The sequence below is a fragment of the Acinetobacter junii genome, assembly GCF_018336855.1.
Taxonomy (GTDB): Bacteria; Pseudomonadota; Gammaproteobacteria; order Pseudomonadales; family Moraxellaceae; genus Acinetobacter; species Acinetobacter junii.
The window spans coordinates 2,418,176-2,431,390 of sequence record NZ_CP059558.1 but is presented as its reverse complement, the minus strand read 5'-3'; the positions used below and the strand labels follow the sequence as shown (position 1 = coordinate 2,431,390).

Sequence of the window (13,215 nt, the reverse complement as noted above, 5' to 3'; positions counted from 1 at the left end):
CAGTCTTTTAACATAAAAATATAGTCGTACAGGATTTATTCAAATGAACATTAAGATTAATACGCGGACTGAAAAAGATTTATTGGGTTTTAAAGAAATTCCTTCGAATTGTTATTATGGTGTACAAACTTTAAGAGCAATCGAGAATTTTAGTTTAAGCCAAAGTAAATTAAGCCAGTTTCCAAACTTTATTAAAGCATTGGCAATGGTTAAGTCTGCGTGTGCTTATTCAAATCTTAAATTAAATAAAATTGATGGAAATAAGAACAAAGCAATTCAATATGCATGCCAGCAGATTTTAAATAACCAATATCATGACCAATTTATGGTGGATATGATCCAAGGTGGTGCTGGAACCTCAACCAATATGAATATAAATGAGGTTGTGGCAAATATTGGATTGGAATATCTAGGTCATAGCAAAGGAGAATATCAATACTTACATCCTAACAATGATGTGAATATGTCTCAGTCGACCAACGATGTATATCCTACTGCAATCAAAATAGGTTTAATTGCGGCAATTGAACAGTTAAATGTACCTTTTAATCATCTAATTGCGAGTTTTAGAGCAAAATCTGAAGAGTTTTCGGATATTTTGAAAATGGGTAGAACTCAGTTACAAGATGCCGTGCCGATGACATTAGGACAAGAATTTGGGGCTTTTGCTGCTACATTACAAAATGATTTAGATAAATTAAATCAGATCATGCCTGATGCTTTGAGTGTTGTAAATCTAGGTGGTACCGCGATAGGTACAGGCATCAATACTGAAGTGAAGTATCGTGAATATGCTATCGAAGCTTTGTCAGAAATTACGGGTCGTAAGATTAGCAGTTCACCTGATTTAATCGAAGCCACATCAGATATGGGTGATTTTGTTTTATTGTCGAGTTTCTTAAAACGTACAGCGACGAAGCTTTCAAAAATCGCCAATGATTTGCGTCTATTATCGAGTGGTCCACGTGCTGGTTTAAGTGAAATTTATCTTGAGCCACGTCAGCCTGGAAGTTCAATCATGCCAGGTAAAGTGAATCCTGTAATTCCAGAGGCAATGAATTTAATTTGTTTCCAAGTGATTGCAAATGATTTGGCTGTCACTTTAGCTGCTGAGGCAGGGCAGTTGCAGCTTAATGCGATGGAACCATTGATTGCATTCAAACTATTTGAATCAATTGATTTGCTAGGAAAAGCAATGCAAATGTTCCAACTTAAATGTATTGATACGATTCGTGCTAATGCGGAACTTTGTCAGTCACAAGTTGAAAATTCGATTGGTATTATTACAGCATTAAATCCATTTTTAGGTTATGAAACCACGACACGTATCGCTAAACAAGCAAATGAATCTGGTCAAAGTGTGCTGAGTCTAGTTAAAGCTGAAAATCTAATTTCTGATGAGGTTTTGGCAGATATTTTAGCTGTAAAAAATATGGTACATCCAAAGCAATCAGTCTGACTTTTAAAGACTTGATGTAAATTTGTTAAACTCAAGAAAGCTTGTGACAGCTTTCTTGGGTTATTGATCTTCAAAACGATATAGCTCTAAACCGCTCTGAAAAAATAAGAAATAAAATCGTATTTTTACATTTTCAATACTACTCCTATACATGTGGGTCCAAGCAGAATGATTCTTGCAATGTAAAATATGAAAAATTAATTAATTTTTATAGTTTTGATCGTAGTTTACAAAAATTTAGTGTTGAAGCTGACATTGAATCCTCGTGTAAACGTTCAAACCATATTTGGAAATAGATGATCTTTTTAATCATTCCAATTTGAAATTTTGATCCATCTATTGGGTTTATCCAAGTCTAAAACCGAAGCTGATTTAGAGACTTTTTATGTTTTCTCCCTACATCCATGCATTTGCATTGTTTTTTTCATTACTGAATCCATTCCTTATGAGTGTTTACATGATTGGTATGATTCGTAATACGGATGCTAAAGTTTTTAGCAAAGCATTGATTCAAGGATGTTTAATCGCATTTATTGTCTTTATTTTATTTGCTTGGGGTGGTGAAAGTATTTTTAGCCGTTATTTGAATGTTCGATTTGAATCATTTCAAATTTTCGGTGGTCTCATCTTTTTAGTCATTGGTTATCGTTACGTTTTTCAAGGTGCAGAAACAATTGGTGAGATGAGAGGGGCGCCTGAACATTTAGCTGGAACAATAGCTATGCCATTTATGATTGGTCCAGGAACCATAAGTGCTGCAGTAGTCACGGGGATTAGTGTTCCATTTTCAGGTGCGGTTGCAGTCATTGCGATTACGTTGATGTTAACGTGTAGTATTTTGATTCTGATGAAATTTGCACATGATCATTTACGCTATAAACATGCAAAATATATTGATCGTTATTTTGACATTGTAGGGCGTTTATCGGCTCTGCTGATTGGCACAATTGCTGTTGATATGATAGTTAATGGGATTATGGGGTTAATTGAAAGTGCCAGTATTATTAAATAGAAGTATATATGGTATTTAAAATATAAATGCCAAATGAACAATTTTCTCATTTCTATCTGAAAATTGGTGCGATGTAATCATTTTGAAATATTCATCGTAATTTATATAAATATATTTGATGGTATTTTGAGCTAATTTGCATATGTTTAATTGTCTGAATAAAGGATAATAGTGGCGTAGCATATTTACGAGTTTTACTCATGTCTCCTTTAGATCAATTAAACCAAGCTCCCGATGATCAATCTGAATTAACGATGTCAGTGCTTATGACACCTGATATGGCAAATTTTTCAGGCAATGTTCATGGTGGAGCAATTTTAAAGTTACTTGATCAAGTCGCATACGCCTGCGCTAGTCGTTATTCAGGTAGTTATGTTGTGACTTTATCTGTGGATAAGGTCAATTTCAAAGAACCTATTTATGTAGGAGAGCTGGTTACCTTTTTAGCAAGTGTGAATCATGTTGGTCGTACATCTATGGAGATTGGTATTCGAGTGGAAGCTCAAAATATCCAAAAAAGAACGATTCGTCATACCAACACATGCTACTTCACGATGGTAGCAGTAGATGAACAACGTCAGCCAAAAGCAGTTCCAGCATTAAATTTAGATACAGATTGGAAGCGTTGTCGTTTTGAAGCAGCTGAATTACGCAAAATTCATCGTTTAGAAGAAGTGCAACAACCATCATGCAGCATTTTCAAAAAATCTTCTCAATGCTAATAGCTTAATTCTCTGATTTAAAAAAAGAACGAACCGCAGCATGGTTCGTTCTTTTGCATTAATAACAAGATTCTATTGTTATTAATGTGGTCTAAAGGTCTGGAGGAACCTTGAGATCAGTTTAGTTTGTAGCAGCAGGTGCAGATGCAGGTGTTTCACTCGCAGTTGCATCAGTTGTTGCTTGACCTTGAGTTTCTGGCTGTTCTTGAGTTGAGACAACAACTTTCTCTTCTGTTTCATGCGCAGCATGTGATTGATCATGTGCTGTAGCAGCAAAGGTTGTTGCAGCAGCAAGTGTAAGCGTAGTAGCTAACAAAGTCTTAACAAGTTTCATAATTGGCATCCTTAAATTCAATTTTTAAAAGCCGCTATCAAGTTTACTGAACAAGCAGAGCCTGATTTCGACATGGGTTCATGCTAAGTGCCAAAATTATTTACAGCAATATTCTTAACAATGTTTTACGCCTAGCTTAACAATGTGAAATAATAATTAATGTTATGTTGCAGACATGTAAAACAAAACGCCAAAATGAATCATTAAAATGTGTGCAAATATGTTTTTTTGATTAAAAATAGAACAGGTGAATTACGAACGGGAAACATAAACTCGGATTTATATAAAATCTGTTGATTGTATAAAACGATTATATTTTTTAATTTAATTTCTTTATTTGATTTAATATGGTGATTTTGTCTTGGAAAATAATAATTATGTGACTTAAGTCTCAACTGGTGGTTTTTAATAAATTGCTTCATTTTCAGTTTTCTTTCTCGATACAATAGGCTTAACACTTAGATTGAGATTGTCGTGAAACTCATTAGCCATAAAGCTGTACCCACTCATATTATTTCTGGTTTTCTCGGTGCTGGTAAAACCACATTACTCCAGTATTTATTGACTCAAAAACCTGAACATGAGACTTGGGCAGTTTTAATGAATGAATTTGGGCAAATTGGTGTGGATCAGCAGCTTATTACTCAACAGCAAGGTTATGCAGTTAAAGAATTATTAGGTGGATGTTTATGCTGTAGTAGCCAGCTTCCTATGCAGATTGCACTTTCACGACTCTTAAGTGAAACACAACCAGATCGTTTGTTTATTGAGCCGACAGGTTTAGGGCATCCTGCCCAATTGCTTGAGCAACTCACAGAACCCCACTGGCAACGAAGTTTAGATATGCGCGCGTTGGTCATTGTTGTTGATGGAAGTCGATTACATGATGAAAATTGGGTAAGACAGAACTTATATAAAGATCAACTTAAAGCTGCACAAATTGTTGTAATTTCACATGCTGATTGCATGACGGATAGTGATCAACAGATTTATTTTGAACTAAAAAAAGAATTTCAGGCTTATGTGCAAGACTGGATTGAAGCTGAACATGGCTACGTCCAACTCGAAGTAATTGATAAAGCACAGCGACCTGTTTTACGTAAAATTCAACCATTATTGAAATTACAACAGCATCAAACGCTAGATGAAAATGTCAGCGCAGTGAAACAACTTCCGTACCATTATGTTGAGTCATCACAAGGCTATACCGTTGCAGGGTGGAAATTGCCGAAACGCTGGTTGTTTAATTTTAATGAGCTTTTAGATTTGCTTTGTTCACAACAGGATTGGGTGCGTATAAAAGGTATTTTTAATACAGATCAAGGTTGGAAAAGTTTCAATTTTAATCCTGAGCAATTTAATTACAAGTCAACTGAAGCAGAGCTAGATAATCGAATTGAAATTATTACGCAGGCATCACATGACTGGTTTAAGTTTGAGTCGGAGTTGTTAGATTGTCAGCTAAAAGATGAATGATTCATCGTCATAATGGTCAAATGGCATCTTTATTTTTTCAAAATAGAGTATGCTTAGCGCCAAATTTGAGGATGTATTCTATGGCTCTAAAAGCAACGATATATAAGGCAGATTTGAATATTGCCAATATGGATGAGCATATTTATGCTGATTATCAACTTACACTTGCGCTGCATCCGTCTGAAACAATTGAACGACTCATGGTTCGTGTGCTCGCTTACGCGCGTTTCGCTGACGAGCGTTTAGAATTCACAAAAGATCTGTTTGAAACTGACGAACCTGCTTTATGGCAAAAGGATCTAACAGGGCTTTTGGAAAAGTGGATCGAAGTAGGTTGTCCAGCAGAAGATAAAGTCAAAAAAGCAAGTGCTCGTTGCAAACAAGTCGCAGTTGTTGCATATGGTTCGCAAGTAGATGATTGGTGGAAACGTAATAGTAAAATCAAAACTTTAACGAATGTCGAAGTTTGGCAGCTGGATGATAAAACAACTAGTGAACTAGAGCAGTTGTGTGAAAGAACGATGCAGTTACAACTGAATATTTTAGATGGTGAGTGGACTTTGTTGAGCGATAAAGGTCAAGTCGATATTAAATGGCAAAAATTGCAATAATTGGCTTGATCGATATTAGGAGATAATTTGAGATGATAACTGAATTAGAAATTATTGATTTAAAAATTGGTGAAGGTAAAGAAGCAGTTAAAGGTGCGCTTATTACCACTCACTACACGGGATGGTTAGAAGATGGTACTAAATTCGATTCTTCAATTGACCGTGGAAATTACTTTGAAACCGTGATTGGCACAGGTCGTGTAATCAAAGGTTGGGATCAAGGTATCATGGGAATGCGCGTGGGTGGAAAGCGTAAGCTGATTGTTCCGTCACACTTGGCATATGGTGAAAGAAAAATGGGAAAAATAATTCCTGCGCATTCAAACTTGATATTTGAGATCGAATTATTTGATGTCAAAACACGTGATGAATAATTAAAAAAAATATGTTGATAGAAATCACAATTTAATCTTAATTTATGATTTTATTGTGATTTTTGTCATTTGTACAAAAACAATACAAATAAATATGTAGCCATTAATTTAAGTTTTTGATTTATATGGATTTTATCTAATTAATTTTTTAAGCGATTTAAGTATAAAGTTATTGATTCTGTAGACAGTTCTGTATATCTTTGAGTTAAAAGAGCAGTGTTTTGTGAATCAAACTTTTTTCATAAAATGTGAATTAAGTTTACCTTTTGGAAAAAATGATTAAACTGGATAATCATTAGGCAAACTAGCTTATTGATGTAATTAGCTAAATATAAAAATATTTCACTTGTGTGAACCAAGTGATAAAAATTGAGTGAGTGGAGGTGGGTATGAATGACTATTTGGATATTACCGCGTCTGAGCTATTAAAAGAGCTAAATAATTTTTTCATGATTGACACGTATGATGGCTCGGAAAATGGTTTTTGGGCAAATTCTAAAGCATTGACGGATAAACATTACTGGATGGATGGAGACAACAAAGTTGAAATCATTCGAGAGTTGAGTTCTTCTAATCCTCATGCAGAATGTAATTATAAAATTACATTACTTTCACCTGAGGAAGGTAATGTGGTTCTTCTTGATTATGATGGATTCAATAAAAAGATTTTAACTTTCCGTCGTGGTGATTGGGTCAACCGTCTTTATCGTTACTTTTATCATAAAGAGCGCTGCTACTTACAAGACCGTGCAGAACATCCAAATTTCCAACTTATTCAATACTAGTCTGGATACATTGATAAAGATTGCCTCGACTATCTAAGATGATCGAGGCAAATTTTTTTGTGGGTTTAAAATAACAATTTATTTTTAAGATTATTTTCAGTTTAAAAAATTATAACTACAATCCTCATATTACCCGACAAAGTCAGCCATCTAATTGTCGATAAGATGAAATCCTTCTGCATATCTCTGTACTGATTTTTCTTTATTATTGAGAATATTCTCCATGTCTACTCCTTCAAGATCGCCAGCTTTAAAATGCTTTTTAGGGCTCGTGGTTGGTATGTTATGCAACGCGGCAACTTTCGCAGCCAACCCCAAAATTGATGCTACTACCTTGACGGTGATTGGTTATCATGAGATTACCGATGAAAAAGATGCCCTGATACCAAGCTATGCGGTAACAACACAGCAATTTAGTGAGCATATCCAATGGTTAAAGAAAAATGGTTACCATTTTATTAATGTAGATCAACTTATTAAGGCTCATCAAGGCAAGTATAGATTACCCAAAAAACCTGTTTTATTAACAGTAGATGATGGTTATCAGTCTTTCTACCAAAATGCTTATCCAATTATTCGTAAAAATAAAATTCCAGTCTTACTTGCAGTGGTGGGTTCATGGTTAGAGCCATCCAATCTTGAAAAAGTCGATTTCGGTGGTGAGCCGATTGATAGAAATAAAATCTTAAGTTGGAGTGAACTTAAAGAAATGCAGAGTTCGGGTTTAGTGGAAATTGCTAGCCACAGTTATCATCTGCACGAAGGAGTCAATGCAAATCCACAAGGTAATTTAGAACCTGCTGCAATTTCTCGAATTTATGATCCCAAAAATCAAAGTTATGAAAGTGATTCAGCTTACCAGCAACGTATTTATCAAGATTTAAAAAAGAACAATGATTTACTACAGGCACATGGATTGCGATCACCACGAGTTATGGTATGGCCATATGGTCGATACAATATGCAGCTTGTGCAAACAGCAAAACAACTTGGTATGCCAATCACCATTACTTTGGATGATGGTGCAGATCATGCCAAACAGTCCTTGCAGAATATGAGTCGTATATTAATACAAGGTAATATGTCGACAAATGCTTTGGCACAAGAAATCAAAAATAGAGAATTGAATTTAAATGACAATAATCGACCGCAAAAAATTATGCATGTCGATCTTGATTACATTTATGATCCCGACCCTCAACAAGAAGAACGCAACTTAAGCCATTTGCTTGATCGTATTAATGGTATGGGCGTGAATACAGTTTATTTGCAAGCGTTCTCTGATCCTGATGCCAATGGTTCAGCAGATATGGTGTATTTTCCAAACCGTCATATACCAATGCGGGCTGATCTATTTAATCGTGTAGCTTGGCAAATTCAAACGCGTACCTCAGTACAACGACTTTATGCATGGATGCCAATGTTGGCTTGGGAGCTACCAAAGACTAATCCTGTTGCAAATGAGCTGGTTCAAACAGAGCAGGCCAAAGCAGGTGAACATTTAAACATGGGCTATATACGTCTGAGCCCATTCTCGCCAAAAGCTCGACAAACGATCAAAGAAATTTACCAAGATTTAGCGAAATCCACACCATTTGATGGTCTGCTATTTCATGATGATGTGACCTTATCTGATTATGAAGATGCTAGTCCTCAGGCTTTGGCTGCTTATGCGCAACAAGGCTTAACAACCGACTTAGCTAAAATTAGAAATAATGATGCTGATTTGCAGAAGTGGACTGCATACAAAACTCAATATCTTGATGATTTTGCAATGGAATTAGCAAATGAAGTGCGACAATACCAACCTTATTTAATGACTGCTCGGAATCTATATGCTCAAGTTGCATTAAATGCTTATGCAGAAAACTGGTATGCACAATCGCTAGAACAATCTTTAAATCGTTATGATTTCACTGCAATTATGGCAATGCCATATATGGAAAAGGTAGATCAGCCTGAACAGTTCTATAGCAACATTTTAAACCGTCTTAAAAAATATCCAAATGGTATTAAAAAGTCAGTGATGGAATTACAAGCCGTGAACTGGCGAAATGATCAAAAAATTCCATCTGAAGAGATGGCTGCGACAATCAAATCATTATATCAACAGGGTGCAATGCACATTGCTTACTATCCAGATGATCCGATTAAAGATCACCCTGATGTAAAGCAAATGCATGATGCTTTTGCACAGAAATCATCACAACTAGTGCCTTAATTGAGTATATGAAATGACTGAAATTGCAGCCTTATGGTCATATGCCATTAAGTTCGTATTCTATTATCCGTTATTCATGTCTTATTTATGGATGATGGGGGCAATTCTATTTTATTGGAAAGAACGCCAAGACCCACCTTATCAACAGCCAAAAAGTTTAGAGCTTTATCCAAAAGTTGCAGTACTTATTCCTTGTTTTAATGAAGGTGATAATGCTGAAGAAACCATTAGCCATGCTTTACAGCTGGATTATCCGAATTTTGAAGTGATTGCGATTAATGATGGTAGTTCAGACAATACGGGAGAGGTGCTTGATCGTCTCGCAAGTCAATATGAAAAATTACGTGTTGTACATCTAGCTCAAAATCAAGGCAAGGCAATGGGATTGCAAGCGGGTAGCTTGATGACTGATGCTGAGTTTTTGATTGGCATTGATGGTGATGCTTTACTTGATCCTCATGCAGCTAAATGGATGATGCGACATTTTCTAAAGGATGAAACGGTTGCAGCGGTCACAGGAAATCCACGTATAAGAACACGATCAACCTTACTTGGTCGAATTCAAGTGGGTGAATTCTCATCTATCGTTGGAATGATTAAAAGAGCACAGCGCACGTTTGGTCGATTATTTACGGTATCAGGGGTAATTACTGCATTTCGTAAAAGTGCCGTGCATCAAGTCGATTATTGGTCTCCAAATATGTTGACTGAAGATATTGATATTACTTGGAAGCTTCAACGAGCAGGGTGGGATGTACGCTTTGAACCGAATGCTTTGGTGTGGATTTTGATGCCAGAAACCTTTAATGGTTTGTGGAAGCAGCGTTTACGGTGGGCGATGGGCGGGGCACAGGTCTTAATCAAGAATTTGGATGTCTTCTTGAAACCCAAACTTAACTTCTTATGGCCATTAATGCTTGAATTATGCTTGACCTTGGTATGGTCATATTTGATGTTAATCATGGCTGTCATATGGCTATTACATTTTGTTATTACACTCCCAAGTCTCGCTATTGTAAGTTCGCCATTTTTGCCTTACGGAAGTGGGATTTTATTAGGGGCAACCTGTTTAATTCAGTTTGCTTTAAGCAAATGGATGGATAGTCGTTATGAACCAAACTTGGGTAAAAATTATTACTGGATGATTTGGTATCCCTTTGTATTTTGGTTAATTACGATAACTGCTACAATCGTCGCCTTTCCAAAAGTACTGCTTCGTGGACAGGAAAAACGTGCACGTTGGATTAGTCCTGATCGTGGTATTCGTTAAGTTGTAAGTCTAATCTTACAGAGTATAGTGAAATGAAAGTAAATAGCTTGATTATTGATTTACGTCGCCAACTCCCATGGCATAAACGCTATTTTTCGACCACAACAACAGCGATGATGTGGGCAGGCTGGTTATTATTATGGCGTCCATTCGTTTTAGTTTGGGTATTGATTGAAATTCAGAAAACCCATCTAGCACAGCGTTTAATGTCAGGATTTAGTAATGGTATTGAACATGGTGTAATCGCATTAATTTTTTGTGCTGTCATACTCATGTTATGGGGTTTATTGCCTTCTAAATCAGTGAGTGAAAGGCAAACTGTTGAAAAGCGAATCACAGATTATGCTCGCTATTTTGAACTATCAGAACAAGAAATATTTTCTGGTCGTCAGCAAAAGATCACAATCGTTCACCACGATGAGAATGGTAAAATCATCCGAGTGGAATAACCTTCAATTCTAATAGATTTATTAGATACCTTAGTTTCGACTGAGGTATTCTTTGTATTTTATAAATTTCAGGCATAAAAAAACCAGCTTACGCTGGATTTTTTACTGCACCAAACTTCAGTAGTTGAAGGATGGTGCCCGAGGCCAGACTCGAACTGGCACGCTTTGTGGGCGGGGGATTTTAAATCCCCTGTGTCTACCGATTTCACCACTCGGGCATGTGCGCAATAATAGTGGAGGCTTTAAATCTTGGCAAGAGTAAAATCAACTATTTGCTTTATTTTCAATCAAAACATGTTTTTAACCTATAAAAAATAATCATGTGCTATGTATTTTTCATAGTTCTTTCACAAAATTGAGATCATTTGTTCATATTAGCTGATTAGGTTTAAGCATTTAAGGTGATAAAAATAAGGTAGTACTTAAATGACTGTAAATATTTCACGACGGGAACTCATTCAAAAAAGTTTATTCGGTTTGGGTGCATTATCACTGACAGTGGGAATGACAGGTTGTAATGATAGTTCAGATAACGAAACTTCTAGTTTAAAGGTGAGTTTTGAACATGGTGTTGCGAGTGGTGATCCGTTGCAAGATCGCGTTATTTTATGGACGCGTTTAACACCAAATGAAATCAGTGCACGTTTACAAGTGACATGGGAGCTTGCATTAGATAAACAGTTTAAACAAATCATTAAAACAGACAAAGTGACTACATCAGCATCACAAGATTTTACGGTGAAAGTGGATGCAACGGGACTTCGGGCTGATACAAGTTATTATTATCGGTTTATTTTTGGAAATAAGATTTCTCCAATAGGGCAGACTAAAACGTTACCCGTAAGCACATCTAAAGTTAGTTTTGCGGTATGTTCATGCTCAAATTATCCAGCGGGATATTTTTATGTATACCGTGAAATTGCAAAGCAAAATGTAGATGTGGTGATTCATTTAGGTGACTATATTTATGAGTATGGTGCTGATGGATATGCCACTGAAGATGCTGCAAAACTTGGTCGTACTTTAGCGGCAGATAACAATAAAGAAATTATTAAATTAGATGATTACCGAAAGCGATATGCACTATATCGAAAAGATCAGGACTTACAGGCTGCACATCAACGTCATCCATTTATCGTGATTTGGGATGACCATGAGTTGACGAATGATACTTGGAAAAATGGTGCTGAAAATCATCAAGAAAATGAAGGTTCGTTCCTTGAGCGTAAGTTGGCTGCCTTACAGGCATATTTCGAATGGATGCCAATTCGTCCTGTAGATGATCAGCATGTAAAGATTTATCGCCAATTCGATTTTGGTAATCTTGTTCAATTGACTATGTTGGATACCCGTATTATTGCTCGAGATCAACAATTAGATTATGCAAATTATTTAACTGCGACAGGCATAGACGTTGCAAAGTTTCAAGCTGATCTTACTAGTCCAACGCGTACTTTGATGGGGTTTGAACAACGTGATTGGTTATTAGGCAAATTACAGCAATCAAATGCAACTTGGAATGTTTTGGGACAGCAAATTTTAATGTCTAAAATGTTTATTCCTGCTGAGTTGTTACTTTCTTTGGCTGAAATAACTTCAGGCAATCCAACAGCTGAAACACTCACAAAAATGAATACACAAATTACTGAACTGGTAACGCTAAAAGTTCGACTACAAAATAATGATCCAACACTTACTCAACAAGAGAAAGCGCGTGTACTTACGACTGCACCGTATAATTTAGACGCTTGGGATGGTTATTTCACTGAACGCGAGATTTTGTATGGCACATTAGCGCAGTTGAAAAAGAAAATCGTGGTCTTGGCGGGGGATACACACAATGCTTGGTCTTCAAATTTATACAGTAAAGATGGGGTATTCGTTGGAGTAGAGTTGGCTACCAGCTCAGTATCTTCACCAGGATTGGAAAAATACCTCAACATTCCTTTGGCGCAATTGCAACAATTTGAATTTGCATTCAAGACATTAATTGATGAATTGAATTATTGTAATTTGAATCAACGTGGATATTTGGTAGTTGAATTTGATCAGTTACGGGTACAGTCGAAGTGGATTTTTGTTGATTCTATTAAGCAGGTAAACTATTCCGTTGATGAAAGTCGACAGTACCAACTTAATTTAGATGTCAATCTATTGCCCATTCAGACAGCTCAGCAAGTTGCATAATTTTTGAAATCAAAAAAAGCCAAGTATGCAAAGCTTGGCTTTTTATAAATTATCAAATTTCAGGCATAAAAAAACCAGCTTACGCTGGATTTTTACTGCACCAAACTTCAGTAGTTGAAGGATGGTGCCCGAGGCCAGACTCGAACTGGCACGCTTTGTGGGCGGGGGATTTTAAATCCCCTGTGTCTACCGATTTCACCACTCGGGCTTTACCAATGGAGGCGGAGGTCGGAATCGAACCGGCGTACACGGAGTTGCAGTCCGCTGCATGACCACTCTGCCACCCCGCCATCTCTTGGTGATGCACATATTAGC

The 13,215-nt window shown here is 36.5% G+C and carries 12 protein-coding genes and 3 tRNA genes; 11 read left to right on the top strand and 4 right to left on the bottom strand.

Annotation, left to right across the window (positions count from 1 at the left end; genetic code table 11):
- Positions 1-43: 43 nt before the first annotated feature.
- From H2677_RS11310 to H2677_RS11300, 3 genes are all read left to right on the top strand, one after another.
- Positions 44-1,459: an aspartate ammonia-lyase gene (locus tag H2677_RS11310; protein WP_212638573.1), complete on the top strand. Its 1,416-nt coding sequence runs from the start codon at positions 44-46 to the stop codon at positions 1,457-1,459.
- A 385-nt stretch (positions 1,460-1,844) separates the two neighbouring features.
- A complete protein-coding gene (locus tag H2677_RS11305) occupies positions 1,845-2,471 on the top strand; it encodes a MarC family protein (RefSeq protein ID WP_212638572.1) in 627 nt (208 codons plus the stop codon).
- A gap of 200 nt (positions 2,472-2,671) precedes the next feature.
- Positions 2,672-3,193: an acyl-CoA thioesterase gene (locus tag H2677_RS11300; protein ID WP_004912784.1), complete on the top strand. Its 522-nt coding sequence runs from the start codon at positions 2,672-2,674 to the stop codon at positions 3,191-3,193.
- 121 nt (positions 3,194-3,314) lie between these two features.
- Here H2677_RS11300 and H2677_RS11295 read toward each other — a convergent pair whose 3' ends face one another.
- Positions 3,315-3,527, bottom strand: coding sequence for a hypothetical protein (locus tag H2677_RS11295; RefSeq protein WP_004912781.1), 213 nt, complete (start codon positions 3,525-3,527; stop codon positions 3,315-3,317).
- A 474-nt stretch (positions 3,528-4,001) separates the two neighbouring features.
- Between H2677_RS11295 and H2677_RS11290 the strand changes: the two genes are divergently transcribed.
- The 7 genes from H2677_RS11290 (at position 4,002) to pgaD (ending at position 10,713) form a co-directional block, all read left to right on the top strand.
- A complete protein-coding gene (locus tag H2677_RS11290; RefSeq protein WP_212638571.1) occupies positions 4,002-5,003 on the top strand; it encodes a CobW family GTP-binding protein in 1,002 nt (333 codons plus the stop codon).
- Between the two features lie 80 nt (positions 5,004-5,083).
- Positions 5,084-5,614 (top strand): YaeQ family protein, encoded by a 531-nt coding sequence (locus H2677_RS11285; RefSeq protein WP_125299617.1) that lies wholly within the window; start codon positions 5,084-5,086, stop codon positions 5,612-5,614.
- Positions 5,615-5,646: 32 nt separating this feature from the next.
- On the top strand, positions 5,647-5,988 hold the full coding sequence (locus H2677_RS11280) for an FKBP-type peptidyl-prolyl cis-trans isomerase (RefSeq protein ID WP_004912770.1): 342 nt from the start codon (positions 5,647-5,649) through the stop codon (positions 5,986-5,988).
- Between the two features lie 389 nt (positions 5,989-6,377).
- Positions 6,378-6,773, top strand: a complete 396-nt coding sequence (locus tag H2677_RS11275) for a hypothetical protein (RefSeq protein WP_004963404.1) — start codon at positions 6,378-6,380, stop codon at positions 6,771-6,773.
- Positions 6,774-6,996: 223 nt separating this feature from the next.
- Positions 6,997-8,994, top strand: coding sequence for a poly-beta-1,6-N-acetyl-D-glucosamine N-deacetylase PgaB (gene pgaB, locus H2677_RS11270; protein ID WP_212638570.1), 1,998 nt, complete (start codon positions 6,997-6,999; stop codon positions 8,992-8,994).
- Between the two features lie 13 nt (positions 8,995-9,007).
- On the top strand, positions 9,008-10,264 hold the full coding sequence (gene pgaC / locus H2677_RS11265) for a poly-beta-1,6-N-acetyl-D-glucosamine synthase (protein ID WP_212638569.1): 1,257 nt from the start codon (positions 9,008-9,010) through the stop codon (positions 10,262-10,264).
- A gap of 32 nt (positions 10,265-10,296) precedes the next feature.
- The gene (gene pgaD, locus H2677_RS11260) at positions 10,297-10,713 is read left to right on the top strand and encodes a poly-beta-1,6-N-acetyl-D-glucosamine biosynthesis protein PgaD (RefSeq protein WP_144583857.1); all 417 of its coding nucleotides are present in this window, start codon (positions 10,297-10,299) and stop codon (positions 10,711-10,713) included.
- A gap of 132 nt (positions 10,714-10,845) precedes the next feature.
- Here pgaD and H2677_RS11255 read toward each other — a convergent pair.
- Positions 10,846-10,931, bottom strand: a tRNA-Leu gene (locus H2677_RS11255).
- Between the two features lie 208 nt (positions 10,932-11,139).
- Between H2677_RS11255 and H2677_RS11250 the strand changes: the two genes are divergently transcribed.
- Positions 11,140-12,900, top strand: coding sequence for an alkaline phosphatase D family protein (locus H2677_RS11250; RefSeq protein WP_212638568.1), 1,761 nt, complete (start codon positions 11,140-11,142; stop codon positions 12,898-12,900).
- A gap of 122 nt (positions 12,901-13,022) precedes the next feature.
- On the opposite strand, the gene H2677_RS11245 is transcribed toward H2677_RS11250, so the two are convergent.
- A tRNA-Leu gene (locus H2677_RS11245) sits at positions 13,023-13,108 on the bottom strand.
- A gap of 8 nt (positions 13,109-13,116) precedes the next feature.
- A tRNA-Cys gene (locus H2677_RS11240) sits at positions 13,117-13,190 on the bottom strand.
- Positions 13,191-13,215: the final 25 nt, after the last annotated feature.

Excerpts from the sequence above, each read along its gene's own strand:
- H2677_RS11310 (WP_212638573.1), top strand. The coding sequence starts at position 44 with ATGAACATTAAGATTAATACGCGGACTGAAAAAGATTTATTGGGTTTT.
- H2677_RS11305 (WP_212638572.1), top strand. The coding sequence starts at position 1,845 with ATGTTTTCTCCCTACATCCATGCATTTGCATTGTTTTTTTCATTACTG.
- H2677_RS11300 (WP_004912784.1), top strand. The coding sequence starts at position 2,672 with ATGTCTCCTTTAGATCAATTAAACCAAGCTCCCGATGATCAATCTGAA.
- H2677_RS11295 (WP_004912781.1), bottom strand. The coding sequence starts at position 3,527 with ATGAAACTTGTTAAGACTTTGTTAGCTACTACGCTTACACTTGCTGCT.
- H2677_RS11285 (WP_125299617.1), top strand. The coding sequence starts at position 5,084 with ATGGCTCTAAAAGCAACGATATATAAGGCAGATTTGAATATTGCCAAT.
- H2677_RS11280 (WP_004912770.1), top strand. The coding sequence starts at position 5,647 with ATGATAACTGAATTAGAAATTATTGATTTAAAAATTGGTGAAGGTAAA.
- H2677_RS11275 (WP_004963404.1), top strand. The coding sequence starts at position 6,378 with ATGAATGACTATTTGGATATTACCGCGTCTGAGCTATTAAAAGAGCTA.
- pgaB (WP_212638570.1), top strand. The coding sequence starts at position 6,997 with ATGTCTACTCCTTCAAGATCGCCAGCTTTAAAATGCTTTTTAGGGCTC.
- pgaC (WP_212638569.1), top strand. The coding sequence starts at position 9,008 with ATGACTGAAATTGCAGCCTTATGGTCATATGCCATTAAGTTCGTATTC.
- pgaD (WP_144583857.1), top strand. The coding sequence starts at position 10,297 with ATGAAAGTAAATAGCTTGATTATTGATTTACGTCGCCAACTCCCATGG.
- H2677_RS11250 (WP_212638568.1), top strand. The coding sequence starts at position 11,140 with ATGACTGTAAATATTTCACGACGGGAACTCATTCAAAAAAGTTTATTC.